Source organism: Streptomyces sulfonofaciens, assembly GCF_014656295.1.
Taxonomy (GTDB): domain Bacteria; phylum Actinomycetota; class Actinomycetes; order Streptomycetales; family Streptomycetaceae; genus Streptomyces; species Streptomyces sulfonofaciens.
In genome coordinates this window covers 12,879-36,739 of sequence record NZ_BNCD01000025.1, presented here as the reverse complement: position 1 = coordinate 36,739, position 23,861 = coordinate 12,879, and the positions used below count along the sequence as shown (strand labels likewise).

Here is a 23,861-nt window from a genome sequence, read left to right as displayed (position 1 = left end):
ACGGCCCTGCGCCCGCGCTGCGACCGGCGACACGACCGTTCGGCTGACAGAAATTGATAAATGTCATCTGTCATGACAGGGTGGCCGGGACAAGACAGGTTCAGGCGAGCGGCTTCACGTAAGGAGCATCCAATGCGCACCCTGAAGCTCGGCAGCAGCGGCCCCGAGGTCTCCGAGGTCGGCCTCGGCTGCATGGGAATGTCCTCGATGTACGGGGACACCGACCGCGACGAGTCGATCGCGACCATCCACGCCGCCCTGGAGGCCGGGGTCACCCTGCTGGACACCGGCGACTTCTACGGCCAGGGCCACAACGAGCTGCTGATCAACGAGGCCCTGCGCACGGCCCCCGCGGCACGCCGCGAACAGGCTCTGATCAGCGTCAAGTTCGGCGGCCAGCGCGACCCCGCGGGCGCCTTCGTGGGGTACGACGCGAGCCCGGCCGCGGTGAAGAACTTCGCCGCGTACTCGCTGCAACGACTGGGCGTGGACCACATCGACGTCTACCGTCCCGCCCGGCTCGACCCCAAGGTGCCCGTCGAGGAGACGGTCGGTGCCATCGCCGAGCTGGTCGAGGCGGGGTTCGTCCGGTACATCGGGCTGTCCGAGGTCGGTGCGGAGACCATCCGCAGGGCGGCGGCCACCGCCCCGATCGTCGACCTGCAGATCGAGTACTCGCTGATCTCCCGCTCCGTCGAGGAGGCGATCCTGCCGACCACCCGCGAGCTGGGCATCGGCATCACCGCCTACGGAGTGCTCTCCCGCGGCCTGATCTCGGGCCACTTCACCCGGGACCGCAAGCTCGACGCCCGTGACTTCCGGGCCCGTGTGCCGCGCTTCCAGGGCGAGAACCTCCGGCACAACCTGGGTCTCGTCGAGGCGCTGCGGAAGATCGCCGAGCAGAAGGGCGTCACCGTCGCGCAGATCGCGATCGCCTGGGTGGCCTCGCGGGGCGACGACATCGTGCCGCTCGTCGGCGCCCGCCGCCGCGATCGGCTCACGGAGGCGCTGGGCGCACGGGACGTGACGCTCGACGACTTTGACCTCGCCGCCATCGAGCGCGCCGTGCCGGCCGGAGCCGCGGCCGGCGACCGCTACCAGCCCTCGGAGATGGCACACCTCGACAGCGAGCGCTGAGCGCGGTCCGGGTACCTTCGTCGACATGTCACCCGAGCCCCTGACCGCCGAGCGCATCCTCGAAGCCACCGAGGAGGTGCTGCGCCGGCACGGCCCCGGCAAGGCCACCGTGGTCGACGTGGCACGCGCGCTCGGCGTCAGCCACGGCAGCGTCTACCGGCACTTCGGGACCAAGGCGGCGCTGCGCGAGGCGGTGACCAAGCGGTGGCTGGACCGGACGGCGGACGAGCTGCGGCACATCGCCGGCCGCCGGGAGCAGTCCGCGGACGGTGTGCTGCGCGCCTGGCTGGCCGCGCTGTTCGCCGCGAAGCGGCAGAAGGCGGGCGGCGATCCTGAGCTGTTCGCGACCTACGAGGTGCTGCTGGACGGGAGCAGCGGGGTGGTCGCCGCGCACCTGGCCGACCTGGTGGGCCAGCTCACCGTCATCGTGGAGGCGGGCGTGGCCCGCGGCGAGTTCACCGCCGTACCCGGTGGCGCCGCCGCCACCGCCGAAGCGCTCTTCCACGCCACCAGCCGCTTCCACGACCCGGCCCACGCCCCCGAATGGTCGCGCCCCGGCATCGGCGACGCCTTCGAGGCCACGGTGGAGCTGCTGGTCAGGGGGCTTACGGCCACGGCGGGGCGGGAGCCGGGCCGGTCCCGTGGCCACTGACGGGCAGTCGTCCTCCGGCGGCGGGGCCGGCACGGGCCCGGCAGTGCGACCGTGCGCGGGTGTTACCTTCCCACCCGTGGTGGAGCACCAGGAAGAGACCAGGGCGGCCTACGACGGGGTCGTCGAGCGGTACGCCTCGATGTTCGCGAACCGCCTGGAGGCGCACCCGTTCTCGCGGGCCATGATCGGCACCTTCGCCGAGCTGGTGCGCGGGACGGGGAACCCGCGCGCAGCCGACGTCGGGTGCGGCCCCGGCCATCTGACGTCCATGCTGCACGAGGCTGGACTGGACGCCTTCGGGCTCGACCTCTCCCCGGGCATGGTCGACCACGCCCGGCGGGCCCATCCGGCACTGCGGTTCGACGAGGCGCGGATGGAGGCCCTGCCGGTCGGGGACCGTGCGCTCGGCGGTGTACTGGCCCACTACTCGATGATCCACACCCCGCCGGGGGAACTGCCCGCGCTGCTCGCCGAGCAGGTGCGCGTCCTGGCACCGGGCGGCCTGCTCCTGGTCTCGTTCTTCGCGACCGACCGACCGGAACCGGTCCGCTTCGACCACAAGGTGACGCCCGCCTACGGCTGGCCGGTGGACCGGTTCGCCGAGCTGCTCTCCGGGGCCGGCCTCGTCCCGTTCGCCCGGCTGCTCCACGACCCGGCCTCCGAGCGGGGCTTCCTCGACGCCCACCTGCTGGCCCGCCTCCCGTCCGAACAACCGTGATCCGCCCAGATCGGCAGGAGGCGCCACCGGAGCCTCGGCTGCCGGCGGACGGTGTGCCGACCGCGGCTGTCTGCGGACCGCATGCCGAGTACGGGCCGTCCCCGGGCGCGGGCGGACCGGGCCGCTGGCTCCGGCCGGTCACCGCTCCGGCTGCTCCTGCGCCTCCCCCGCGGCGTCCACCGTCGCCCGGTGCGTCTGCGCCAGGTGCTCCTCGGCCTTCAGCCACGGCAGGAACTGCGCGGGCCTGTGCCAGCCGCAGGTCTCGCACTCGATGACCCGGCGGGCGCCCGTGCGCTGCACGCGCACGGTGTGCTCGCGGCCGTCACCGTCCCGGCGGCTGACTCTGCTCGCGTCCATCTCCGGCATGGCCTCTCCTCCTGTGCGGCGTGGCAGGGGGCGGGCGCCCCGAAGAACGCTCCGCACCGCAGCAAGGAGTGTGCAGCACGCCCAACATCAACGGGGGCTTCCGCACCGCGCGTTCACGTGCCGGCCGGCACCGGGCCAGGGCTCAGGCGATCGCGCGGGGCAGCCGCAGGCTCAGCAGCCCCGTCAGGAGCACCGTGGCCAACTGGGCCAGCAACGTGGCCACCAGGGCGTTCTGCATACCGGCTCCGGGCACCAGGCCCAGGAAGAGCGAGCCGAGCGTGGCGACCCCCAGCGCGAGGGCGGACTGCTGGGTGGTGATCATCACGCCGCTGCCGACGCCGGCGCGGTGCTGCGGCACCTCGGAGAGGATGATCCGGAAGACGACCGGCAACTGGAGCGCCTGTCCCGCACCGGCCAGCGCGGTGCCGGGCAGCAGTGCCGGCAGGCCCAGGTCGGGCCACTGCCGCCAGGCGGCCAGCGCCAGCAGCGCCACGCCCACCCCCTGCACCGCGCTGCCCGCGGTCACCACCCTGGTGCCGTACCTGGCCACCAGGCGCGGACCGGCCAGCGACACCGCGAAGAAGACCACGGCCATCGGTGCCAGTGCCAGGCCCGCGGCCACCGGGCCGAGCCGCGCGCCCTGCTGGAGGGCGATCGCGATCACGAACATGAAGCCGCTGAACCCGATCGAGAACGGCACCACCATCAGCAGACCGCGGCGCAGCGACACGAGCCCGAAGAGGCTCGGCGGCACCAGCGGGGTACGGCCCAGCCGGTCCGCGCGCAGCTCCACGCGGTAGAAGGCGAACGCCGCGAACGGGAAGACGGCCAGCGCCGCCCACGTCCACACCGGCCAGCCCGCGGCGCGCCCCTCCGTCAGCGGCGCGAGCAGCGTCAGCAGCGAGACGCCGAGCAGCAGCGTGCCGGGCACGTCGATGGGCTCGGGGTGCCTGGAGCGGGTCTCCGGCACCGTGCGCACCGCCAGCACCAGGCCGACCAGCACCACCGGCACGTTCACCAGGAACACCGAGCGCCAGCCGGAACCGGCGATGTCCGCGGCGACCAGGACGCCGCCGAGTATCTGCCCGGCCACCATGGCGAGGCCGGCCGTCGCACCGTAGAGCCCCATGGCCCGGGCCCGGCGCGGCCCGGAGGTGGCCGACTGGATGGTGGCCAGCACCTGCGGGAGCATCAGCGCCGCCGCAGCCCCCTGCGCCACCCGCGCCCCCACCAGCGACCAGGCGTCCGGAGCGAGGCCGCAGGCCAGCGAGGTGAGGCCGAAGGCGGCCATGCCGCCGAGGAACAGCCGGCGGCGGCCGAACATGTCGCCGAGCCGCCCGCCGAGCACCAGCAGAACCGCGTACGCGACGCCGTAGCCCGCCACGACCAGTTCCAGCACCGCCTCCCCCGCGGCCAGGTCACGGCCCATGGTCGGCAGGGCGACGTTGACGATGAAGAAGTCGATCAGGGGCAGTGCCGCACCGAGCAGCACGGTGAACAGGCCGGGCCCACCGAGGAGCACCGCGGCACCGGCCGGGTCGGCGGGCGGGACGGGTGTCCGGGGGGCGGCGGCCGAGGTGGGAGCGCTGCCGGGGGCGCCTGCCGGTGGTGCCCCGGGGCTGGTCTCCGAGTCGATTCCTGTGTCACTCACCCCACCAGGTTCGGCCACCGCTCAGGGTGGTACCAGAGTGTCCTTGTCCTGGTAGTGGCAGTACCTGGCAACAGGCTGCGCGATGCGGCAGGCTGGAGCGCATGTCCACCACGGCCGAGGAGCAAGCGGTTCTGCAAGGTCCGGGGAAGCCGCAAGAGCCCGGGCGCGCGAGTGCGGCGCCGGAGCCGGGGCGCCCATCGGAGTCCGAGGTCAGACGATCGGAGCTGGCCGGATTTCTGCGCAGCCGCCGGGAGCGGATCGCCCCCGAGCAGGTGGGCCTGCCGCGCGGGGCCCGCAGGCGTACGCCGGGGCTGCGCCGCGAGGAGGTCGCCCAGCTCGCCGCGGTCGGCGTCACCTGGTACACCTGGCTCGAACAGGCCAGGGACATCACCGTCTCCGTCCAGGTGCTGGACGCGCTGGCCCGCACCCTGATGCTGGACACGAGCGAACGCTCGCACCTGTTCAGCCTGGCCGGCGCCGTGGATCCCGCGCCCGGCACACCGTGCCCCTCCATCACCCCCGCCATCAGGCTGCTGCTCGAACAGCTTGAGCCCTTCCCGGCCTGCGTCCAGAACGGCCGGTACGACATCCTCGCCTACAACCGCACCTACGGCCGGCTCTTCTGCGACCTCGACGCGCTGCCGCCCGAGGACCGCAACTGCATGCTGCTGTGCTTCACCAACCCCGACTGGCGCGCCTCGATCGTCCTGCTCGACGAGACCGCGCGGCTGATGGCCGCCAAGTTCCGCGCCGCCATGGCCGGGCACCTGGCAGAGCCCGCCTGGAAGATGCTGCTCAAGCGGCTCCAGCGGGAGTCCCCCGACTTCCGCCAGGCCTGGGAGCGGCACGAGGTGATGGGCCCGCGCAGCAAGCGCAAGCAGTTCCGCAACGCGGACGTGGGGCTGATCACGGTGGACCACAGCGACCTCTGGCTCGGCCCGGTCAACGGCCCGCGCATGGTGACGTACGCGCCGGCGGACGACGAGAGCCGGGCGCGCCTGGAGGAGCTGCTCGCACTGGCCGTGGCACCGGCGTGAGGAAGCCGACGACGGCACGGGCCCGAGCAGCCGACGGCGCCCGGCCTGACGGCACGAGTTGACGGACGACACGAGGCCACCGACGGCACGAGGGCACCGACAGCACGAGGGCACCGGTCAGCCGACGCGGCCGGCCGAACGGCGCCCGCGGCCGAGCGGCCGACGACGGGGCGGGCCTGGCGCGGCAGACGCAGTTAGGTCCAGACCTATTGACGACAGGTATGGACCACTGCACTGTCATGTCCAAGACACCCACATCTGCCGGGAGGCCCGTATGACCCGCTGGACACCACACCTGCTGCGCAGGCCGCGGCTGCTGGGGGCCGCACTCGCGGCGGCCTGCCTCGTCCCCCTGCTGGCCCTGGGCACGACGACCGCGTCCGCGGCGGACACCTGTGCCGTCAAGTCCAGACCCTCGGGCAAGGTCCTCCAGGGCTACTGGGAGAACTGGGACGGCTCCTCCAACGGCGTCCACCCGCCCTACGGCTGGACCCCCATCACGGACTCCGCCATCGCGGCCCACGGTTACAACGTCCTCAACGCCGCGTTCCCGGTCATCAGGTCGGACGGCACGGCGCTGTGGCAGGACGGGATGGACTCGACGGTGAAGGTCGCCACACCGGCCGAGATGTGCCAGGCCAAGGCGGCCGGCCAGACCATCCTGATGTCCATCGGCGGCGCGACGGCAGGCATCGACCTCAGTTCGAGCACGGTCGCCGACCGCTTCGTCGCCACGATCGTGCCGATCCTCAAGGAGTACAACTTCGACGGCATCGACATCGACATCGAGACCGGGCTGACCGGCAGCGGCAACATCAACCAGTTGTCGGCCTCGCAGGCCAACCTGGTCCGCATCATCGACGGCGTGCTCGCCCGGATGCCGTCGAACTTCGGCCTGACGATGGCCCCAGAGACCGCCTACGTCACCGGCGGCAGCATCACCTACGGCTCCATCTGGGGCGCCTACCTGCCCATCATCAAGAAGTACGCGGACAACGGCCGCCTGTGGTGGCTGAACATGCAGTACTACAACGGCAGCATGTACGGCTGCTCCGCCGACAGCTACCAGGCGGGCACCGTCCAGGGCTTCGTCGCCCAGACCGACTGCCTGAACAAGGGCCTGGTCGTCCAGGGCACCACGGTCAGGGTCCCCTACGACAAGCAGGTCCCCGGCCTGCCCGCGCAGTCCGGCGCGGGCGGCGGCTACATGTCGCCGAGCCTGGTCTCCCAGGCCTGGCAGCACTACGGCACCAGCCTCAAGGGCCTGATGACGTGGTCCCTCAACTGGGACGGTTCGAAGAACTGGACCTTCGGGAACAACGTCAGGTCGCTCCAGGGCCGGTGACGGCACCGGAGCCGGTCGCGCGGTTCCCCGTGCCCCCTGCGGGGCCGCGCCCCTGGCCGGGGGCACGGGCCGGGGGCGCGGGGAACCGCGCGACGAACGGCGTCCGGATCGCCGGGGGCGCTCAGCAGCCGAGGAGGCGGCCGGCCAGGTAGCCCTCGATCTGGTCCAGGGAGACCCGGTCCTGCTTCATCGAGTCACGCTCGCGCACGGTGACGGCGTTGTCGTCGAGCGTGTCGAAGTCGACGGTCACGCAGTACGGGGTGCCGATCTCGTCCTGGCGGCGGTAGCGGCGGCCGATGGCGCCGGCGTCGTCGAACTCGATGTTCCAGTGCTGCCGCAGCGCCTGGGCGAGCCCCTTGGCCTTCGGCGACAGCTCCGGGTTGCGGGACAGCGGCAGCACGGCGACCTTCACCGGCGCCAGGCGCGGGTCCAGCCGCAGCACCACCCGCTTCTCCATCTTCCCCTTGGCGTTCGGCGCCTCGTCCTCCACGTAGGCGTCGAGCAGGAAGGCGAGCATGGTGCGGCCGACACCGGCGGCGGGCTCGATCACGAACGGCGTCCAGCGCTCGCCCGCCTCCTGGTCGAAGTAGGAGAGGTCCTGGCCGGAGGCCTTGGAGTGCGCGTTCAGGTCGTAGTCGGTGCGGTTGGCGACACCCTCCAGCTCGCCCCACTCACTGCCGCCGAACTGGAAGCGGTACTCGATGTCGGCGGTGCGCTTGGAGTAGTGCGAGAGCTTCTCCTTCGGGTGCTCGTACCACCGCATGTTCTCCTCGCGCAGGCCGAGGCCCGTGTACCAGGACCAGCGCTGCTCCATCCAGTACTCGTGCCACTTCTCGTCCTCGCCCGGCTTGACGAAGAACTCCATCTCCATCTGCTCGAACTCACGGGTGCGGAAGATGAAGTTGCCGGGCGTGATCTCGTTGCGGAACGACTTGCCCATCTGGGCGATGCCGAACGGCGGCTTCTTCCGCGAGGTCTGCTGCACCTGGGCGAAGTTGGTGAAGATGCCCTGCGCGGTCTCGGGACGCAGATAGGCGACGGAGCCGCTGTCCTGCGTCGGGCCGAGGTGGGTGGCGAGCAGCCCGGAGAACTGCTTGGGCTCGGTGAACTGGCCCTTGTTCCCGCAGTTGGGGCAGTTGACGTCCGCGAGGCCGTGCTCGGGGAGGCGGCCGTGCTTGGCCTCGTACGCCTCCTCCAGGTGGTCCGCGCGGAAGCGCTTGTGGCAGGACGTGCACTCGGTGAGCGGGTCGGTGAAGGTGGCGACGTGACCGGAGGCCTCCCAGACCTCGGTGGCCAGGATCACCGACGAATCGATGCCGACGACGTCCTCACGGGAGGTGACCATGTAGCGCCACCACTGGCGCTTGATGTTCTCCTTGAGTTCGATGCCCAGTGGACCGTAGTCCCAGGCGGCGCGCTGACCACCGTAGATCTCACTACACGGGTAGACGAAGCCACGGCGCTTGCTCAGGCTGACGATGGTGTCGATCTTGTCGGCGGCCACGGTGCTCTCTTCTAGGACGACTGACGGTGGACTGCTGCGGCGCCGTGCGCCTCGATGGGGAGGTCACGAGACGGATGGGCGAATGCTTCAGGTTACCGGCGCGCGGGGTGCCCGGATCAAATCGGTTCGGCTGTTCCGCGGGGGAGCGCCCGCGGGTGGCCCCGGAGCGGCCGGTAGGGTCCTGCGAGCAGGCGATCCGGGCACGGTCCGGTCCATTTGTTGACAATCATTTCCACTTTTGTTGAAAATGACAGTCATGAACGAGCGACGCTCAGGCCCGATACCCGCTCTGACCCCGCTGGCCGCCCTGGCCACCGCCACCGTGCTCTGCGCCACGGCCCTCACCGGTTGCTCCGTCTTCGGCACGAACGGCGACACCGGCAAGGGCGCGCACGGGAAGCTGGCGGTGGTGGCGTCGTTCTACCCCCTGCAGTTCCTCGCCGAGCGGATCGGCGGGGACCACGTGAGCGTCACGGACCTGACGGAACCGGGGCAGGAGCCGCACGACCTGGAGGTCAGCGCCCAGCAGAGGGCCCGGTTGGAGGATGCCGACGTCGCGCTCCACCTGAAGGGCCTGCAGCCGTCCGTGGACGAGGCGATCGACCAGTCCCCCATCGCCACCAAGGTCGACGCCGCCTCCCTGACCACGCTGGAGCGGCACGGCGACGAGGTCGGCGGGCACGCCGCCGCGCATGACGCGCGTCCGGGCGGCGCGCAGGAGGGCGACAGCCGGGCCGCCGACCCGCACATCTGGCTCGACCCGGTGCGCTACGCCGAGGTCGCCGAGGGAGTCGGCAAGGCGTTCGAGAAGGCCGACCCCGGCCACGCGGCCGCCTACCGCACGAACACCGCCGCCCTGGTCGAGCGGCTCGACGCGCTGCACACCCGGTACACGCGGGGCCTCGCGCACACCCGCGGCAAGGTCTTCATCACCACGCACGCCGCCTTCGGCTACCTCGCCGAGCGCTACGGCCTCACCGAGGAGGCGATCAGCGGCCTCGACCCGGAGAGCGAGCCCAGCCCCGCCCGCGTCCGCGACCTCCAGGAACTGGCCGCGGCGGACGGCGTGACGACCGTGTTCTACGAGACGCTGGTCTCCGGCAGGACCGCGGCGACCCTGGCCGGCGACGCCCATCTGAGGACCGACGTGCTCGATCCCCTGGAGGGCATCACGAAGCGGTCCAGGGGCCGCGACTACTTCCAGGTCATGGACGCGAACCTGGCGGCCCTCCAGAAGGCGCTGGGCACGTCGGCCGGCGCACGGGCCGGTGCGCGGTGAGGCCCGCGAGCACACCGCGGGCACGCGAGCGGGCACGGGAGCGGGCACGGCAGCGGGCGCAGGAGCCCGCGGAGGGCCCCGCGGCCGCGGACGGCGGCGGGGACACCGGCAGCACCGGGGACACCGGCACGCGAGCACCCGTCCTCGCCCTGCGCGGGGTCACCGCGGAGCTGGGCTCGCGTCCCGTGCTGCACGGGATCGACCTGACCGTGCGGCGCGGCGAGGTCGTCGCGCTGCTCGGCGCCAACGGCTCGGGCAAGTCCACCACGCTCCGCACGGTCATCGGCCAGACCCCGCCGACCGCCGGCAGCATCGAGATCTTCGGCACACCGCAGCGCCGCTTCCGCAACTGGGCGCGGCTCGGTTACGTGCCCCAGCGCACCACCGCGGTGAGCGGCGTCCCCGCGACCGTCACCGAGGTCGTCTCCGCCGGGCGGCTCTCACGCAGCCGCTTCGGTGTGCTGCGCGGCGCGGACCGGGCCGCCGTCCGGCACGCGCTGGAGCTGGTCGGCATGGCGGACCACGCCCAGGCCGCGGTCGGGGCCCTCTCCGGCGGCCAGCACCAGCGCGTCCTGATCGCCCGGGCGCTCGCCGCCGAGCCCGAGCTGCTGATCATGGACGAGCCGATGGCCGGGGTCGACCTGGACAGCCAGCGGGTGCTGGCCGGGACCCTGCGCGGGCAGGTCGACGGCGGCGCGTCCGTGCTCCTGGTACTGCACGAGCTCGGCCCGCTGGAACCCCTGATCGACCGGACGGTGCTGCTGCGCGACGGCCGTGTGGTCCACGACGGACCGCCGTCCGCCACTCCCCGACCCTGACTCCCCGAAGGCGCTGACCCCATGGACATACTCGACTACGCCTTCATGCAGCGGGCACTGCTCGCCGCCGTCCTCGTCGGCGTCACGGCACCGGCCATCGGCATCTACCTCGTCCAGCGGCGCCAGGCCCTGATGGGCGACGGCATCGGGCACGTGGCGATGACCGGTGTCGGCCTCGGCTTCCTGCTGTCCACCTCGCCGGTGTGGATGGCAACCGCGGTGTCCGTGCTGGGCGCGGTCCTGATGGAGCTGATCCGCTGGTACGGCAGGACCCGCGGTGACATCGCGCTGGCCATGCTCTTCTACGGCGGGATGGCGGGCGGGGTGATGTTCATCAACCTCGCACCCGGCGGCTCCAACGCCAACCTCGGCTCGTACCTCTTCGGCTCGCTGTCCACGGTCTCGCCCGCGGACGTGCGGGCGATCTGCCTGCTGGCCGGCTTCGTGGTCGTGGTGACGCTCGGGCTGCGGCGCCAACTGTTCGCGGTCAGCCAGGACGAGGAGTTCGCCCGGGTCACCGGGCTGCCGGTGCGGGCGCTGAACCTGCTGACCGCGGTGACCGCCGCGGTGACCGTCACGGTCGCCATGCGGGTCGTGGGGCTGCTGCTGGTCAGCGCGCTGATGGTGGTGCCCGTGGCGGCGGCGCAGCAGCTCGGCAGGAGCTTCGCGGCGACCTTCGCGATCGCGGTGGCGGTGGGCGTGGCCGTGACGCTCGGCGGCACCGTCACGTCCTACTACGAGAACGTGCCGCCCGGGGCCACGATCGTGCTGCTCACCATCGCGGTGTTCGTCCTGCTGACGGCGCTCGCGGCGCCGCTCGCGCGGCGGCGGGCCCGGGCGGCGGCCGAGCGCGGCGGGGCCGCCGGACGGGGTGCCGCGGCGGGTCCCGAGGTCGCGTGCGGTGGCGATCCGGACACGGAGTGCGTCTTCTCCGACACCATGGTCTCCGGCGCGGCACCGGGCGAGGCCCGGGCCGGCGTCTGACGCGGGGCGGTGCACGCCTGGCAGAATGACCTTGCAGCAGTATGGAGGAGGCAAAGTGGCAGCCCCGGTACGAGGCCGGTCCACCCGGCAGCGTGCGGCCGTAGCGGCCGCTCTCGACGATGTCGATGAGTTCCGCAGTGCGCAGGAGCTCCATGACATGCTCAAGCACAAGGGCGACTCGGTGGGGCTCACCACGGTCTACCGCACGCTCCAGTCGCTGGCCGACGCCGGCGAGGTGGACGTACTGCGCACCTCGGACGGCGAGGCCGTCTACCGCCGCTGCTCCACCGGCGAGCACCACCACCACCTGGTCTGCCGGGTCTGCGGCAAGGCGGTGGAGGTGGAGGGGCCGGCCGTGGAGAAGTGGGCCGAGGCCATCGCCGCGGAGCACGGCTACGTGAACGTCGCCCACACCGTCGAGATCTTCGGCACCTGCGCGGACTGCGCGGCGCTCTGAAGGGGTTGCGGGGCCCTGGCGGGGGCGCGGGTCGCTCACGCGTTTCCCGCGCCCCTTCGAAGTGCTACGCGCTCCCGAACCGGCGGTCGCGGGAGGCGTACTCCAGGCAGGCCCGCCACAGGTCACGGCGGTCGAAGTCCGGCCAGAGCACGTCCTGGAAGACCATCTCCGCGTAACTGCTCTGCCAGATCAGGTAGTTGGACGTGCGCTGCTCGCCGCTGGGGCGCAGGAAGAGGTCCACGTCCGGCATGTCCGGGTAGTAGAGGTACTTCTTGAGGGTCTTCTCGTTGACCTTCGCCGGATCCAGCCTGCCCTCGGCCACCTCCCGGGCGATGGCCTGGGCGGCGTCGGCGATCTCCGCGCGGCCGCCGTAGTTGACGCAGAAGTACAGCGTCATGGCGTCGTTCTGCGTGGTCTGCTCCTGGGCGACCTGGAGCTCCTGGACGACCGACTTCCACATCTTGGGCATCCGGCCCACCCAGCGGATGCGGATGCCCAGTTCGTCCATCTCGTCACGGCGGCGGCGGATGACGTCGCGGTTGAAGTTCATCAGGAAGCGGACCTCCTCGGGGGACCGCTTCCAGTTCTCGGTGGAGAAGGCGTACAGGGAGAGGTTCTTGACGCCCAGCTCCAGGCAGCCCTTGAGGACGTCCAAGACGACGCCCTCGCCGACCTTGTGGCCCTCGGTGCGCGGCAGGCCGCGCTCCTTGGCCCAGCGGCCGTTGCCGTCCATCACGATCGCGACGTGCTGGGGGACCAGCTCGCCCGGGATCTTCGGCGGGCGCGCGCCCGAGGGGTGCGGCTCGGGGGTCCGGTACTCACGGCGGGGCCGTCCGAGGATTCCGCGTCGTGCTGACATGCGCCCTACTCTCCTGTTTCCCTTGCTTCGTCCACGCCCATACTCCTACGTCTTCTCCACATAGCGTAGTGAGCGCAGACCACGCTCCAGATGCCAGTGCAGATAGGCCGACACGAGCCCGCTGCCCTCCCGGACGTGCCGGGCCTCCGCCGCGTCCGCAGTGGCCCAGTCGCCGGTGAGCAGCGCACCGAGCAGGGTGAGGGCCTCCGCCGAGGGCACGACGCTGCCGGGCACCCGGCAGTCGGCGCAGACGGAGCCGCCGGCCGCCACCGAGAAGAACCGGTTGGGGCCCGGCATTCCGCACTTCGCGCAGTCGCCGAAGCTCGGGGCGTAGCCGTTGACGGCGAGGGAGCGCAGCAGGAAGGCGTCGAGGACGAGGTGGGGCGCGTGCTCGCCGCGGGCGAGGGTGCGCAGGCCGCCGACGAGCAGCAGGTACTGCTGGACCGCGGGCTCCCCCTCGTGGTCGGTGAACCGCTCGGCGGTCTCCAGCATGGCGGTGCCCGCGGTGTACCGAGCGTAGTCGGTGACGATGCCGCCGCCGTACGGAGCGATCGTCTCGCTCTGGGTGCACAGCGGCAGGCCGCGGCCCACCAGGTCGCTGCCACGGGCGAAGAACTGCACGTCGACGTGCGAGAACGGTTCGAGCCGCGCCCCGAACTTGGACTTGGTGCGCCGCACCCCGCGCGCCACGGCACGCACCCGACCGTGCCCGCGCGTCAGCAGCGAGATGATCCGGTCGGCCTCACCGAGCTTCTGCGTCCTGAGCACCACTCCGTCGTCCCGAAAGAGGCTCATGGCGCCATTCTCCCGCACCCCGCGCACCCGCCCTCCCCCGGCTCGCCACCCCCGCGACCGCGCACGGGCGCGGGGGCCTCGCGGGCGGCGGGCCCGCGGGGCCGGTGCGCGGAGGAGGAGCGTGGGACGGCGTCCGCGCCGGTCCGCCGGCGGCGGACTCCCCGCGCAACCGCGCCGCCGGGCGCACACCGGCCACGCAACCGCGCCGACGGCGCACACCGGCGCGCACGGCCCTGCGCCGTCCCGTGGTGCGGGACCCCGTCCCCCAGCAGGCGCCCGTGCCTGGCCCGGCAGAGGCCGGACCGGGCACGGGCACAGGGGCCGCCAGGCGGGGGCCGTCAGGCGGGGGCCGTCAGACTTCGAGCACCCGGATCGAGGGGTGGTCGATCGTGTTCAGGTAGAGCTTGTCCTTGGAGTTCTCCCGCTCCAGCTCCACCACCAGCCGGTACTTGTACACCCCGGGCCGCGCGGTGCTCAGGACCGTGCCCGCCCAGTAGTAGTAGACGGGTGTGTACGGCGAGCGCATCCGGTCCGGCATGCCGTAGATCTTCAGCTCGGTGAAGAGCTTGCGCTCGGCGACGTCCTCCTCGTCCCCCGTCTCGGTGTCCAGCACCACGATGTTGTTGATCTTGGGCATCGGGGGCCAGGTGCCGTCGATCCGGCGTTCCATGTCGATCGGCCGGATGATCCAGTTGATCACCTGGCCCTGTTTGCAGACGGTCTCCAACTGCCGGGTGCCCTGCCCCGTCCCGCCGACGCTGTTGTCCATCATGAACATGGCGTCGTTCAGCGATCCCGTCGCCGTCGCCCGTTCCATGTTGACCAGTGTGACGATGTTGAGCTGGACGGAGTTGAGCTGGCCCGGGTTCTGCTTCTGTTCGTCAGCCTGCTTGGTGTTCGTCAACGTCTCTCCTTCGAGCGCGCCGCTAGCCTGCCTGAGCGCCCTAGCCGACCAGGGCCGGCGAGAGGGCGGTGGTCAGCGGCTCGTCCCGCGTCCCCAGCTTGAACCTGATCTGGTACGGCACCTCGGTGGTACCGCTCTTCTTCACGGTGCCGATCCAGTAGGAGACGTCCGTGCCCGGGTACACCTTGCGCACCGGCTCGCACACCTCCTTGTCGATCTCGATACCGTCGATGGCGACGAACGCCTCGCACTCCAGCGCCAGCACGTTCCACAGGAGCTGGTCGCCCGCCGTGACCCTGGTCCTCAGTTGCTCGGTGCCCAGACCGGCGGACCCGCCGGCCTTGTTGGTGTCGTACAGGTACACATGGCCCCGCGTGTTGCCGGCCGCCAGCGCGCCCACGCAGTCCACCACTGCGGTGATCGAGATGGGGCGCCGGGGGGCCGCCGCCTTCTGCTGCCTCGGTTTGGTGGTCATCCGCCGTTCATGTCCTCTCGTGGTCGTTCGCGTTCTCGTACTCGCCCGGCCGGGCGGCTACGCGGACACTCCCGGCGCCAGCGGCAGATAGCTCAGACCGGCCTGCGTGAAGGCGTTGCGGCGCGGCTGTGAGACCACCTGGAGCCGGGACTCGCAGACGAGGTTGACCGGCTCCCAGGTCCAGTCGCCGGCCCGCTGGACCAGCTCGTGCAACTGGATCCTCATCTTGTAGGTGTAGGTGCCTGGCCTGGAGGTGTCGACGGTGGCCGACCAGTACCAGCCGTCGGTCACGAGGTCCGGCGAGCCGTACGCGGCCGGGTAGATGATCTTCTCGTCCACCGCCTCGCCGAAGACGTCGGTGATCACCGGTGCCGGGTAGTTGTGCAGGCCTTGGCCGTGGTCGGAGACCACCTTGCCGGTGACGTCGAGCACCTGCTGCCCGGCGAGCGCCCGGGAGCGGCCCGCGGCCCTCACCCGGGTGCCCACGTTCTTCCTGATGGCGCTGAGCGCCGCCTCGGCGTCCTCGCCGTCCGACGAGGGCCGGCCGGTGAGCGCGGTCAGGTCCGCAAGCGCCTGCCGGTCCGCCTGCTGCGTCCGGGCGGCCTGGTAGCTGCGCGGCACCGTCGGCGGGATCGAGCCGAGGCTGTACGGCAGCCAGTTGAGCACCTGTTCACTCGCCTGCGAGCCGTCGCTCCAGTACGCGCCGTTGATCGCGGTCACCAGGTCGCCGGTGCCCTGGTTCTCGGAGCCGTGCAGTTTCATGTTGTCGAAGAGATAGGTGTTGTCCTTCAGCGACCGGGACTCCAGCGCGTTGCCGATGTCCACGAGCACGATGATCGCTAGCTGTTGGGGCATGTGCCGCCTTCCTCGTTCCGTGTCGTTCCCGTTGTGCCGGGGCGTGCCGGGGCGTGCCGGACCCAGGCGCCTAGACGCACAGCAGCCCGGGGGTCTCCAGGTGCAGCACGCTGTTCTCGCCCTCGTACATCTGCAGTTCGAGGCGGTACCTGTGCGGCACCCCGCGCGTCATCGAGTACGGCACCACGCCCGACCAGACGTTCAGATCGAGGTGGTCGCCGTCCACGACGCGCTCGCCGGGGCCTGCGCCGCCCGCCGCGTCCGCGCCTCCCAGGAAGGTGATGTTCCTGATCTCCACCGGGGTCTGCAGGTCCACGGCGAGCGCGTACCACTGCACGACCTGGCCGGGTGCTACCGCGGTGTGCAGCTCGTGCGTGCCCTGTCCGGTGCTGTCGAAGGGGCCGTCGTCGATCAGGCAGCAGTTGCCGCCCAGCAGGCTCCGGTCGGAGAGCGCGCCGATGACGTCCACGACGACGGCGATGTTCACTTGCGGCTTCACGCCCACTCCATTCGTCATTCGCTTCCTCTGTTCCTGGGTGTCCCGTGTTCCCGGGTGTCCCGGCCGCCGGTGCGGCGGCCGGCTGTTGAGGGGCCGCGGCCCGCTGCCCGGCGACCGCGGGGACGCGGCCGGGTCAGCCCCGGTCCCGCACCAGCGGCACCTTGCCGACGGCCGTGCGCTCGATCTCCGGCGACGTCCTGGACACGAACTCCAGCCGGAAGCCGTATCCGGTCCTCTCGATCGACCCCGGGTTCGCCTCGCCGTCGTTGAACAGCGACAGGGAGCGGGGCAGCGCGGCCGTGAAGAGGGGCTGGACGCCGTACGGGAAGGCGGTGTCGCGGGCGTAGGTCGCGGCGTGCACGTCGTCGACCGAGACCAGCAGGGTGAGGATCTTCGCCTCGCGGTGGTTCACGAACTGGATCTCGTGGGCCAGCGCGTCCAGGTCCAGGGCCGCGGCCCTGCCGAGGTCGTCGCGGAGGGCGGCGTAGGCGCGCGCGGCCGAGTACTGGCTGTCGTTGAGGTGCAGGATGTCGCCGGTGCGGCCGGCGAACTCGAACTGCTGGGTCTTCAGTCCCGGCCCCTGCGTCCTGGGCCTCCTGATCATCCGGTCGCCCAGCTTCAGCCGCAGCAGGGGGGCCTCGTGGGCGTGCAGCCGGGTGACGACCAGCTCGCCCTCCTGGCCCTCCTCGACCCACCGGCCGTGCTCGTCGACGATCTCCACCAGGTGCAGCCCCGGCACCGCGGCCAGGGCCGGGTCGTCCGCGCGCAGTTGGAGGCCGATGGTCTCGGCCTGGGTGGCGGCGAAGTAGCTGAGGATGGAGAGGTTCGGGTAGGTCGCCAGCAGCTCGACGCGCTTGCGCTTGGGCAGTACGCCGCTGCCGTAGAGGGCGACCCGGAAGCTCTCCTTGGCCTGCCGGCTCATGCCCTTGCCCAGCTCGCTCAGAATGGCGATACCGGCGGTGATGCCCATCAGCGCCTTGGGGCCCGGGTAGGAGAACATGTGCTCGAGCACGGGCGCGGTGACGGGGCCCGCGCCGATGTAGTTGACCCCGGGCACGTTCGCCAGCACACCGCCGACCATCGTGCCGCTGCTCCACATCTGGTAGTCGGCCAGCGTGGTGTACAGCCACTTGGGGTCGCTGCCGCGCAGGTACTCGCCCAACTGGTAGGTGCCCATGAAGCGGCCGGCGGCCTCGTAGGTGTCGCGCAGCTCCCGCAGCGAGTACACCGTCTCCAGCGGGCTGCCGTCGCTGGTGCCGCCGCTGGCCACGATCTCGAAGCCGCCCCGGTCGAGCGGCACCACCATGCCCGGCCTGGTGCCCATGAAGAGGTCGCGCTGCGTCCGCTTGTCGGCCGTCGGGATCTGCTGCCAGTCCTCGTAGCTCTCCGGCGCTTTGGTGATCCCCGCGCCGGCGAGCCGGCTGCGCCACAGCGGGTTCAGCAGCACGGTGTTCACCACCTGCTGGAGCCTGCGCAGCACCAGGGCGTCCTGGATGTCGTGCGCGGTCTCGCTGTACGGGGAATTGCAGACCCGTTCGCACTCGCGCAGCTTGCTGGCGAAGGACGGGAGTTTCTCCACCACGTCAATGGAATCAGGCCGCCATTCCCAGTCCGGGATCAGCCAGGAGGCCAGCTCCCGGGCGTCTCCTCCGGGCATGGGCCCGGTTCCTGGAGGGCACACTGAGGTCATCGCTTCACCGCTCCTGTCGCTCATTTGATTCGACCGCCGGCGCTTTTCCACGCATGCGCCCGGCGTGGTGGTGCTGAATGTTGGGTGGCCTGTTCCGCCGGTTCCGATGGGTGCCGGCGCGGATTGCGGCGTCCGCCCTCCCGCTACGCGGCGGCGGTGAGGAGGTCCTGTCCGACCCGCCTGATCTCGTCGAGCAGCGCCCTGACGTGGTCAGCGGTGATCTGGTGGTTCATCATGACCACGCGCAGCGCGGCGACGCCGTCGATGTCCACCTTCGAGATGAAGTAGGTGCCCTCGCGCTTGATGCGGTTGCGGATCGCCACCTGGAAGCGGTGGACGTCCCGTTCCCCCAGGCCGGCGGGGCGGTGGCGGAAGCAGAGGATGTTGGCCTCGGGGCGGTGCACGGCCTCGAAGTCGGGCTCGCCGAGGAGGATGCGGTGGGTCTCCGCCGCCAGGTCGCACAGGTACTCGATCTTCTCGGCGAACAGCGCCGGTCCGTAGACGGCCCACAGGGTCCACAGCGGCATGATCATCGGGCGTTTGGTGCACTCGAAGTTCCTGCCGCCGCTGTCGAGTTCGGTGTAGGGGTCGGGTTCCTCGTCGAAGACGTAGCTCGCGCGCTGCCGGAAGGCACCCAGGCTGTCCGCCTCGTCGCGGTAGAAGAGGAGCGTGCAGGGGGCGGGCACGAACATCATCTTGTGCGCGTCCCAGGCGAGGGAGTCGGCCTTCTCGATGCCGCGCAGCCTGCCGCGGAACCGGTCGGAGACGAGCAGGCTGGCGCCGTGGGCGCCGTCCACGTGCAGCCACATGCCCTTGTCGCGGGCGAGGTCGCCGAGCTCGTCCAGCGGGTCGAAGGCACCGACGGACGTGGTGCCCGCGGAGGCGACCAGGCAGAAGACCTTCAGACCGCGCCGCTCCGCCTCGGCCAGCTCGTCGCGCGCCCGCTGCGGGCAGACGCGCCGGTCGGGGCCGAGGGGCAGACGGACGATCTGGGCGTCGCCGATGCCGAGGACGCCCGCCGCGCGGGACACGCTGTAGTGGACGTCTGCGCCGACCGCCACGGCGGGGCGCCCCCCGCCCTCGCCGCGGGCCGGGCCGCCGTCCGACCAGAAGCCCGGGAACGCCTTGTTGCGGGCCGCGAGCAGCGCGGTCAGGTTGGCCAGTGAGGCGCCGGAGGTGGTGATCATGGCGAAGGTGCCCGGGGCCCAGCCGATGAACCTGTTCAGCTCGTCCGCCATGATGCGCTCGGCGACGCTGGGCAACTGGCCCGCCTCGTAGAAGGAGGAGGGCTGGTTGACCACCGAGCTGACGAAGTCGACGACGCCGGAGAGCGGGACGACGCCGGAGAACTGGCGGCCCATGTAGCCCGGGGAGTGGACCTGGATCCCGGTGCGGACGTACAGATCGAGGATGGCGTCGAGGCGCGCCTGGTCGAACGGCGCGACGGCGTCCCGCTCGGCGGTCATCAGGGACCGGGCCGTCTTGGACAGGAGGGCGGGGTCGACGAGGTCCAGTCCCCTGACCGAGGTGTCCGCCAGGTTCCTCGCCAGGTGTCCGGCCGCGGTCTGCGCGTCCCTTCTGAACCGTCCCGCGTCGAAGACGGTGCTCAGGCTGTCGTGCGGCGAGGGGCCGTGCACGGGCCCGTCGTGCGGCGTCCTGGGGCGACACGGAGCGGTGGGGCCCTCGAAGGGCGCGGGGAAGGTGACCGAATCGGTTGTTCCGTACTGCTCGAAGACCGGACTGTTCGGCCTGGGTTCGACCAAGGGAGCTCTCCGTTGAGAAGAATGGGCCATCGGAAACGGGCCACGGCGGTGGGCCTGGAACTCGACCCATATGGCCTGACACTCATATTTCCGGAAGACGTGATCCAGGGTGTAACCCCGCGACCGCCGCTGTCCAGACGGTTAACTCCATAGAGGGTTCCTGGACGAAGTGCGGGCGTTCGAGAATAAAGACGTGCCCACCGATTCATATGATTAATGTTCGACTGTCGATCACTGAACAGGGCCGCGATCAAGCGGGAGTTGCTTTGCCCGGTTCGCACATCGAATTCGCTCGGAGACGCCGATCCTCGAACGCCGTGTCAGGAGCGTTCTCCTGCGGGTCGGCGTCGCGGACCGCGCCGAGTCGGTGGGAGCGGAGAGTGCACCCGGTGCGGGCCGCGAACCGGATGCGCCCCCTCCTGCGATCTCGTCCGCACCCGGGCGGTGACCGCCTCCGGACGGCGCCCGGGAGGTGGACGGCCCGCCGCTCGTCAGGGGCGGCGACAGCGGCAGCGGGGTGTTTTCGCCGTCCCTCAAAGGGGTGTCAGAGGCTGCCGGAGGGGTGTGATGGGGCACCACCACGCGCGTGCGCTCGCGCATGGTGGTGCACGGACGCGCGAGCGCGGGTGCGGACGGGAGCCAGCCCGCGGGACCGCGGTCCGGCCGGGACCGATCGGTCGGCGCCGCCGTCCAGGCGGGGCTGCGGTCCCTGCGGCCTTTGTCCCGGCGGCAGGAGGAGGGCGCGGGCGGGCCTCAGCCCCGCCGTACCGCCACCTCCCCCGTCCGCTCGGTCAACAGGATGTGGACCGGGGTGCCGTCCGCGGTGACGCGGGTGCGGGCGTAGGTGCCGTCCGGGAGGTCCGGGAGGACGGGCTCGACACCGGCCTCCGCGCGCACCCGGTCCATCAGCGTCCGCATGGCCGCGGGGCCGAGGCGAATCCCCAGGTACCAGGCCACCCCGGCGCCGAGCACGTGCCGGGTCACCGCGGGAGTGCCCGCGCCCGAGGTCTCGACCGCCTCGGCGCCCGCCAGGCGGATCTCCTCCGCCCAGGAGCCGTCGGGACCGGGGTCGAACTCCTCCACCTCGATGCCCAGCAGCTCGCGGAAGGGCGCCGGGTAGCCGCCCAGGTGGACCCGGTCGTGCTCGTCCGTGATGCCGGAGAAGAAGGACATCACGAGGGTGCCCCCGGCCCGCACGTACTCCGTCAGGCGCCGGGCCGTCGCGGTGCTCACCGAGTAGAGGTTGGGCACCACCAGCAGTCTGTAGTCGGTGAGGTCGGCGGTCACCGGGACGACGTCGGTGGCCACGGATGCGTCGTGGAACGGCCTGTGGTGGGCGAGCGCGGTGTCCAGGAGGCCGAGGTCGGCCGGGTGGGCGTCCAGTTCCAGGGCCCACCAGTTCGGCCAGTCCAGCAGGAGGGCGGTGTCGGCGCGCCGCGGAACGGAACCGAGCAGGTCCGGGTGGGCGGCGAGCTCCGCGCCCAGGGCCGCGACATCGCGGAAGATCCGGGTGCCGGGACCACCGTGCGGCACCATCGCCGAGTGGAACTTCTCCGCGCCGCCGCGCGAGGCGCGCCACTGGAAGAACAGCACGGCGTCCGCGCCGTGCGCGACCGCCTGCCAGCTCTCCAGGCGCATCCGTCCCGGTGGCTTGCGGCCGTTGCGGCGGCGCCAGTTGACGGCGCCCGGGGCCTGTTCGAGCAGCAGCCAGGGCTGGCCCGCGCGCAGGCCGCGCATCACGTCGAAGCTGAACGCGGTGCGCTGGAAGGCGGCCGGATCGTGCGGGTCGGGGTAGGAGTCGTACGAGATGACGTCCAGGTGCGGGGCCCAGGAGAAGAGGTCCAGGGTCTTCGCCACGGGGACGAAGTTGGTGGTGACCGGGACGTGCGGGGTGAGCCGGTCCAGTACCTCCCGTTCCGCCAGGTAGCAGGCCAGCAGTTCGTCGGAGGAGAACCGCTGGTAGTCGAGCCGCTGGCCGGGGTTGCGGAAGGACGGGGCGGTGCGCGGGGTGAGGATCTGGTCGAAGTCGGTGTAGCGCTGCGACCAGAAGTCGGTGGACCAGGCTTCGTTGAGGGCGTCGACGGTCCCGTAGCGCGCACGCAGCCAGCGGCGGAAGGCCAGGGTGGAGACGGGGCAGTGGCAGTGCCGTGCGGGATGGCAGCCGAACTCGTTGCCGATGTGCCACAGCGCGAGTGCCGGGTGGTCCGCGTAGTGCCCGGCCAGCTCGCCCACCAGGCGCGTGGCGTGCTCGCGGTGCACGGGGCTGGACGGACACCAGTGCTGGCGTGCGCCGGGGTACAGGGTGGTGCCGTCCTCCAGCACCGGCAGCGTCTCGGGGTGCCGGGCGGGCAGCCACGGGGGCGGTGAGGCCGTCATGGTGGCGAGGCTGACGGCGATCCCGGCGTCGGCGAGGCGGTCCATGTGGACGTCGAGCCAGCCGAAGTCGTAGGCGCCGGGAGCCGGTTCGGACCGGGCCCAGGCGAAGATGCCGAGGGTGACGAGGCTGACGCCGGCCTCCCGCATCAGCCGGATGTCCTCGGCGTGCACGTCCGGGCCCCACTGCTCGGGGTTGTAGTCGCCCCCGTAGCCGGGCGAGCGGAGCCTGTCGTAGAGATGAGCGAGGCGGGACGGCACGGCCGGGTGGCGCGGGGCGGTCATACAGCTCCTTCCGGGAGGGGGCCCCGGGGCTGCGCCCCGGCAGCGGGGACGACGGCGGACCCGAAGGGGTGCCGGAGGCGCGGCCCCCGAAGGGATGCCGGAGGCGCAGTGCCCGACAGGGGCGCGGGGGGACGAGTGACAGCCTCCCGGACCCGGCCACCCCTGTCACTGTTGCACCACCCTGAGCGAGGGTGATGGTGCGTGAAAAAGGGGCCGCCCGGCTGGTCGGTCGGGCGGCCCCTCACCAGCCCACAGCCACAGCCACAGCCACAGCCACAGCCACAGCCACCAGGAAACGCTGCCTCACGTCCCCTCCTGTCGCACAAGTACTCACGCGGACACTTGTAGTGTCGGAGTCGGGCGTGGTCCCGTCACTTCCCCGCCCGGTCGACCCGAGTGTCACCAGTGCGACAACGTGAACGCTTCACGCTCCGCGGCAGTCATCACGAGCGTGCGACTCGTGACCCTGGTGGACGGGGCCCGGGCGCAGGCGACATGGGCGCAGGCGCACGGCGGGGGTCACTGCACCCCGTGGGTCTCCTGCGCCGCCCGCGCCTCGATGCCGCGGAAGTGATCGGCCATGGCACGCTGCGCGCCCTCCACGTCACGTGCACGCAGCGCGGTGAGGATGTCGCGGTGGCGGCGGACGGTGACCTCGGGCGCCGGGTCCTCGGTCCACCCCCGGACGCCGGCCACCCGGTGGAAGACGTTCCAGAACGCGCCGAGCAGTTGGGGCACGAGCTCGTTGCCGAGGGCGCGGTAGAGGCGTTCGTGGAACTCGCGGTCGAGCTCGGGAAAGGGCTGGTTCTCCCGCCCGGCGGCCTCCATCCGGACCACGATCTCCTCCAGGGCGTCCAGGTCCCGCTCGGTGAGGGAGGGGGCGATCCGACGTATCAGCCCCTCCTCCAGCACCTCGCGGACCTGGAGGATCTCACCGAGCGCGTGGGCGTCGTCGCCGAGCAGGGACAGGGTGCGGAAGGTGAGCCCGTCGACGAGGGGGGTCAGGGACGCCTGGCCCACGTAGGTGCCGTAGCCGTGCCGGATCTCGACGATGTCCAGGGCCTGGAGGGCCTTGAGCGCCTCGCGCACCGAGTTGCGGCTGACACCGAGGTCCTCCATCAGCTCCGTCTCGGTGGGCAGCGGCGCGCCGGGCTTCAGCTTCCGGTCCAGGATCAGTTGGGTGACCTCGCGCTGGATCTGGCTGTTCACCCGCCACCTGCGGGAGGACCGCGGGGCCGGGTGCACCCTCGAAGTCCTGGGCTCCTCAGACATGCGCCCCATCGTACGCCGTGGGACATCCCACGTCCCATGTCGTCCGCGCGGTCGATCAGGGCCGCACGCGATCCGTGCACGCCCCCTTGACCGCCCACCGGCCCCGACTTATGGTCCGCGAAGACGTAGGACGTCCTATCTCC

22 protein-coding genes are annotated in these 23,861 nt (G+C 71.6%); 9 read left to right on the top strand and 13 right to left on the bottom strand.

The annotated features are described in order from the left end of the window. Nucleotides 1–132: 132 nt before the first annotated feature. The 3 genes from IE313_RS29665 (at nucleotide 133) to IE313_RS29655 (ending at nucleotide 2,507) form a co-directional block, all read left to right on the top strand. A complete protein-coding gene (locus tag IE313_RS29665) occupies nucleotides 133–1,137 on the top strand; it encodes an aldo/keto reductase (protein ID WP_189937660.1) in 1,005 nt (334 codons plus the stop codon). A 25-nt stretch (nucleotides 1,138–1,162) separates the two neighbouring features. Next, the gene (locus IE313_RS29660; protein WP_189937658.1) at nucleotides 1,163–1,789 is read left to right on the top strand and encodes a TetR/AcrR family transcriptional regulator; all 627 of its coding nucleotides are present in this window, start codon (nucleotides 1,163–1,165) and stop codon (nucleotides 1,787–1,789) included. A gap of 76 nt (nucleotides 1,790–1,865) precedes the next feature. Further along, nucleotides 1,866–2,507, top strand: a complete 642-nt coding sequence (locus IE313_RS29655; RefSeq protein WP_189937655.1) for a class I SAM-dependent methyltransferase — start codon at nucleotides 1,866–1,868, stop codon at nucleotides 2,505–2,507. Between the two features lie 138 nt (nucleotides 2,508–2,645). Here IE313_RS29655 and IE313_RS29650 read toward each other — a convergent pair whose 3' ends face one another. Both IE313_RS29650 and IE313_RS29645 read right to left on the bottom strand, forming a co-directional pair. Further along, nucleotides 2,646–2,873 carry a hypothetical protein gene (locus IE313_RS29650; RefSeq protein WP_189937653.1) on the bottom strand — a complete coding sequence of 76 codons (228 nt, stop codon included), beginning with the start codon at nucleotides 2,871–2,873 and terminating at the stop codon, nucleotides 2,646–2,648. Between the two features lie 142 nt (nucleotides 2,874–3,015). After that, entirely contained in the window at nucleotides 3,016–4,395 is a 1,380-nt protein-coding gene (locus IE313_RS29645; protein WP_229925077.1) for an MFS transporter, read from the bottom strand. Between the two features lie 230 nt (nucleotides 4,396–4,625). Here IE313_RS29645 and IE313_RS29640 point away from each other — a divergent pair, with 230 nt between their 5' ends. Continuing rightward, nucleotides 4,626–5,561 (top strand): helix-turn-helix transcriptional regulator, encoded by a 936-nt coding sequence (locus IE313_RS29640; RefSeq protein ID WP_189937649.1) that lies wholly within the window; start codon nucleotides 4,626–4,628, stop codon nucleotides 5,559–5,561. A 274-nt stretch (nucleotides 5,562–5,835) separates the two neighbouring features. Continuing rightward, nucleotides 5,836–6,906 carry a chitinase gene (locus IE313_RS29635; protein WP_373317089.1) on the top strand — a complete coding sequence of 357 codons (1,071 nt, stop codon included), beginning with the start codon at nucleotides 5,836–5,838 and terminating at the stop codon, nucleotides 6,904–6,906. 121 nt (nucleotides 6,907–7,027) lie between these two features. On the opposite strand, the gene IE313_RS29630 is transcribed toward IE313_RS29635, so the two are convergent. Then, on the bottom strand, nucleotides 7,028–8,410 hold the full coding sequence (locus tag IE313_RS29630) for a glycine--tRNA ligase (protein WP_189937648.1): 1,383 nt from the start codon (nucleotides 8,408–8,410) through the stop codon (nucleotides 7,028–7,030). A 256-nt stretch (nucleotides 8,411–8,666) separates the two neighbouring features. Here IE313_RS29630 and IE313_RS29625 point away from each other — a divergent pair, with 256 nt between their 5' ends. From IE313_RS29625 to IE313_RS29610, 4 genes are all read left to right on the top strand, one after another. After that, a complete protein-coding gene (locus IE313_RS29625; protein WP_373317088.1) occupies nucleotides 8,667–9,689 on the top strand; it encodes a metal ABC transporter substrate-binding protein in 1,023 nt (340 codons plus the stop codon). A gap of 149 nt (nucleotides 9,690–9,838) precedes the next feature. Then, nucleotides 9,839–10,507 carry a metal ABC transporter ATP-binding protein gene (locus tag IE313_RS29620; RefSeq protein ID WP_229925076.1) on the top strand — a complete coding sequence of 223 codons (669 nt, stop codon included), beginning with the start codon at nucleotides 9,839–9,841 and terminating at the stop codon, nucleotides 10,505–10,507. 21 nt (nucleotides 10,508–10,528) lie between these two features. Next, nucleotides 10,529–11,491, top strand: coding sequence for a metal ABC transporter permease (locus IE313_RS29615; RefSeq protein ID WP_189937645.1), 963 nt, complete (start codon nucleotides 10,529–10,531; stop codon nucleotides 11,489–11,491). Nucleotides 11,492–11,546: 55 nt separating this feature from the next. Next, nucleotides 11,547–11,948: a Fur family transcriptional regulator gene (locus IE313_RS29610; protein ID WP_229925070.1), complete on the top strand. Its 402-nt coding sequence runs from the start codon at nucleotides 11,547–11,549 to the stop codon at nucleotides 11,946–11,948. 64 nt (nucleotides 11,949–12,012) lie between these two features. Here the strand turns inward: IE313_RS29610 and IE313_RS29605 are convergent, their stop codons facing one another. The 10 genes from IE313_RS29605 to IE313_RS29560 form a co-directional block, all read right to left on the bottom strand. Continuing rightward, nucleotides 12,013–12,807 (bottom strand): isoprenyl transferase, encoded by a 795-nt coding sequence (locus IE313_RS29605; protein WP_189937643.1) that lies wholly within the window; start codon nucleotides 12,805–12,807, stop codon nucleotides 12,013–12,015. Between the two features lie 45 nt (nucleotides 12,808–12,852). Continuing rightward, nucleotides 12,853–13,602: a DNA repair protein RecO gene (recO, locus tag IE313_RS29600; RefSeq protein ID WP_189937642.1), complete on the bottom strand. Its 750-nt coding sequence runs from the start codon at nucleotides 13,600–13,602 to the stop codon at nucleotides 12,853–12,855. A 352-nt stretch (nucleotides 13,603–13,954) separates the two neighbouring features. Next, nucleotides 13,955–14,506: a DUF8788 domain-containing protein gene (locus IE313_RS29595; protein ID WP_189937640.1), complete on the bottom strand. Its 552-nt coding sequence runs from the start codon at nucleotides 14,504–14,506 to the stop codon at nucleotides 13,955–13,957. A gap of 40 nt (nucleotides 14,507–14,546) precedes the next feature. After that, nucleotides 14,547–14,981 carry a DUF8788 domain-containing protein gene (locus tag IE313_RS29590; RefSeq protein ID WP_189937638.1) on the bottom strand — a complete coding sequence of 145 codons (435 nt, stop codon included), beginning with the start codon at nucleotides 14,979–14,981 and terminating at the stop codon, nucleotides 14,547–14,549. Between the two features lie 57 nt (nucleotides 14,982–15,038). After that, complete coding sequence (locus tag IE313_RS29585; protein ID WP_189937636.1) at nucleotides 15,039–15,836, bottom strand: DUF8788 domain-containing protein; 798 nt, start codon at nucleotides 15,834–15,836, stop codon at nucleotides 15,039–15,041. A gap of 70 nt (nucleotides 15,837–15,906) precedes the next feature. Then, entirely contained in the window at nucleotides 15,907–16,335 is a 429-nt protein-coding gene (locus IE313_RS29580) for a DUF8788 domain-containing protein (protein WP_189937634.1), read from the bottom strand. A 133-nt stretch (nucleotides 16,336–16,468) separates the two neighbouring features. Beyond that, on the bottom strand, nucleotides 16,469–17,992 hold the full coding sequence (locus tag IE313_RS29575) for a phenylacetate--CoA ligase family protein (protein WP_189937633.1): 1,524 nt from the start codon (nucleotides 17,990–17,992) through the stop codon (nucleotides 16,469–16,471). Between the two features lie 176 nt (nucleotides 17,993–18,168). Next, nucleotides 18,169–19,788 carry a pyridoxal phosphate-dependent decarboxylase family protein gene (locus tag IE313_RS29570; RefSeq protein ID WP_189937630.1) on the bottom strand — a complete coding sequence of 540 codons (1,620 nt, stop codon included), beginning with the start codon at nucleotides 19,786–19,788 and terminating at the stop codon, nucleotides 18,169–18,171. A gap of 753 nt (nucleotides 19,789–20,541) precedes the next feature. After that, complete coding sequence (locus tag IE313_RS29565; protein WP_189937628.1) at nucleotides 20,542–22,446, bottom strand: beta-galactosidase; 1,905 nt, start codon at nucleotides 22,444–22,446, stop codon at nucleotides 20,542–20,544. 519 nt (nucleotides 22,447–22,965) lie between these two features. Then, nucleotides 22,966–23,727: a FadR/GntR family transcriptional regulator gene (locus IE313_RS29560; RefSeq protein WP_189937626.1), complete on the bottom strand. Its 762-nt coding sequence runs from the start codon at nucleotides 23,725–23,727 to the stop codon at nucleotides 22,966–22,968. Between the last annotated feature and the right edge of the window lie 134 nt (nucleotides 23,728–23,861).

What these genes read in the sequence shown, in the direction of transcription:
- IE313_RS29560 (WP_189937626.1), bottom strand. Translation starts at nt 23,727, where the DNA reads ATGGGGCGCATGTCTGAGGAGCCCAGGACTTCGAGGGTGCACCCGGCC.
- IE313_RS29640 (WP_189937649.1), top strand. Translation starts at nt 4,626, where the DNA reads ATGTCCACCACGGCCGAGGAGCAAGCGGTTCTGCAAGGTCCGGGGAAG.
- IE313_RS29625 (WP_373317088.1), top strand. Translation starts at nt 8,667, where the DNA reads ATGAACGAGCGACGCTCAGGCCCGATACCCGCTCTGACCCCGCTGGCC.
- IE313_RS29575 (WP_189937633.1), bottom strand. Translation starts at nt 17,992, where the DNA reads ATGCCCGGAGGAGACGCCCGGGAGCTGGCCTCCTGGCTGATCCCGGAC.
- IE313_RS29585 (WP_189937636.1), bottom strand. Translation starts at nt 15,836, where the DNA reads ATGCCCCAACAGCTAGCGATCATCGTGCTCGTGGACATCGGCAACGCG.
- IE313_RS29615 (WP_189937645.1), top strand. Translation starts at nt 10,529, where the DNA reads ATGGACATACTCGACTACGCCTTCATGCAGCGGGCACTGCTCGCCGCC.
- IE313_RS29650 (WP_189937653.1), bottom strand. Translation starts at nt 2,873, where the DNA reads ATGCCGGAGATGGACGCGAGCAGAGTCAGCCGCCGGGACGGTGACGGC.
- recO (WP_189937642.1), bottom strand. Translation starts at nt 13,602, where the DNA reads ATGAGCCTCTTTCGGGACGACGGAGTGGTGCTCAGGACGCAGAAGCTC.
- IE313_RS29590 (WP_189937638.1), bottom strand. Translation starts at nt 14,981, where the DNA reads ATGACCACCAAACCGAGGCAGCAGAAGGCGGCGGCCCCCCGGCGCCCC.
- IE313_RS29605 (WP_189937643.1), bottom strand. Translation starts at nt 12,807, where the DNA reads ATGTCAGCACGACGCGGAATCCTCGGACGGCCCCGCCGTGAGTACCGG.
- IE313_RS29635 (WP_373317089.1), top strand. Translation starts at nt 5,836, where the DNA reads ATGACCCGCTGGACACCACACCTGCTGCGCAGGCCGCGGCTGCTGGGG.
- IE313_RS29565 (WP_189937628.1), bottom strand. Translation starts at nt 22,446, where the DNA reads ATGACCGCCCCGCGCCACCCGGCCGTGCCGTCCCGCCTCGCTCATCTC.
- IE313_RS29660 (WP_189937658.1), top strand. Translation starts at nt 1,163, where the DNA reads ATGTCACCCGAGCCCCTGACCGCCGAGCGCATCCTCGAAGCCACCGAG.
- IE313_RS29665 (WP_189937660.1), top strand. Translation starts at nt 133, where the DNA reads ATGCGCACCCTGAAGCTCGGCAGCAGCGGCCCCGAGGTCTCCGAGGTC.